The 1549-nt window shown below is 69.3% G+C and carries 1 protein-coding gene; it reads right to left on the bottom strand.

Features of this window, described 5'->3' with window-relative positions:
• Positions 1–157 precede the first annotated feature (157 nt).
• Complete coding sequence (locus IAE56_RS20875; protein WP_200753835.1) at positions 158–1318, bottom strand: MFS transporter; 1161 nt, start codon at positions 1316–1318, stop codon at positions 158–160.
• Positions 1319–1549 lie beyond the last annotated feature (231 nt).

The raw sequence follows: 1549 nt of genomic DNA, 5'->3' as shown, positions 1-1549 counted from the left end.
CCATGGATGGCGCCTACGAGCCCCCATGGACGGGTTTACGGCGTGTCCTGCAAGCCCACACCGCCCCGCCCAACCAGCAGAAAACCAGCACCGCTTTTGACGTTGACGTTGATTCTGCGGGTGCAGGGCTGCAAGCCCTGCCGGAACCCACCACCGTTCAACAAGCCTCAGGCACCGGCGCGCGCGTCCGCCCCAGCCACGCCAGCAGCAACCCCGACACCGCCAGCAACCCACCGGCCACCGGAATCGCCGCATACCCCAGGCCCGCACTGATCACCGCGCCACCCAGCGCCGCACCCACCGCGTTGCCCAGGTTGAACGCACCGACATTGATCGACGACGCCAGTCCCGGCGCCTCGCTGGCCACCTGCATCACCCGGATCTGCAGCGGCGGCACCAGGGCAAAGGTCGCCGCACCAAACAGCAGCACACCGAGCGCCGCCGTGGCGTGGCTCATGAAAGCCAACGGCAGCACGAACATCAGCACCGCCAGCACGGCCAACAGGATGCGCGTGGCACCGTCCAGCGACCAGTCAGCCATGCGCCCGCCGATACCATTGCCGACGGTGAAGCCGATGCCGATCAACGCCAGCGACATCGCAATGAATGCATTCGACGCGCCCGTCAGTTCGCCCAGCACCGGCGCCACGTAGGTGTAGAGAGTGAACATCGCACCGGCGCCCAGCACCGTGGTGGCCATCGCCAGCAGCACCTGCGGCTGCAGGATCGCGCGTATCTCGCGACGCACGTCCGGGCGCGCATCCGGCGCCGACGCCGGCAGGGCCAGGCCCAATGCGGTGATCGCAACCAGGCCCAGCACCGCCGTGCCGGCGAAGGACAGGCGCCAGCCCAGCTGCTGGCCGACCCAGGTGGCCAGCGGCACGCCACCGATGTTGGCGATGGTCAGGCCCATGAACATGGTGGCCACGGCGGCCGCCTGCTTCTCCTTCGGTACCAGGCTGGCGGCGACCACGGCACCGATGCCGAAGAACGCACCGTGGTTGAGGCTGGTGACCAGGCGTGACAGCAGCAGCAGGCCATAGTTCGGCGCCAGCGCCGACAGCAGGTTGCCGACCACGAAGATCGACATCAGCAGCATCAGCGCGGTGCGCTTGCCGAACCGCCCCATCAACAGGGTCATCACCGGTGCGCCCAGCATCACCCCGACGGCATAGGCGGTGATCAGCATGCCGGCGGAAGGAATGCTCACGCCCACGCCCTCGGCGATGACCGGCAACAGGCCCATCGGGGCGAACTCGGTGGTGCCGATGGCGAAGGCGCCGACGGCGAGGGCCAGCAGTGCGGCTCTGGAATTCATGGGGGTTCCTGTGGGGAGGAAACGGGAAGCTGCGTAGCCTGCGCGCTTTGCCGTCGCCGATTAAGCCTCGCCGCGGGAAAACAGTGTTGACCCCGGTTCACAGGTGGCGGCGTGATTCCGCCGGGCATGGCCCGGCGCTACCAGAGCCGGCGAGCCCGGGCGGTTGCGATCCGGTAGCGGCGGGGCCGGCCCCGCGCGCGCCCCCCCCCCCGCCCCCCCACCCGGAGCCGG

The organism is Stenotrophomonas sp. S41 (assembly GCF_016624625.1).
GTDB lineage: Bacteria > Pseudomonadota > Gammaproteobacteria > Xanthomonadales > Xanthomonadaceae > Stenotrophomonas.
The sequence above is the reverse complement of the archived record's forward strand: the minus strand, read 5'-3'. Positions and strand labels throughout refer to the sequence as shown.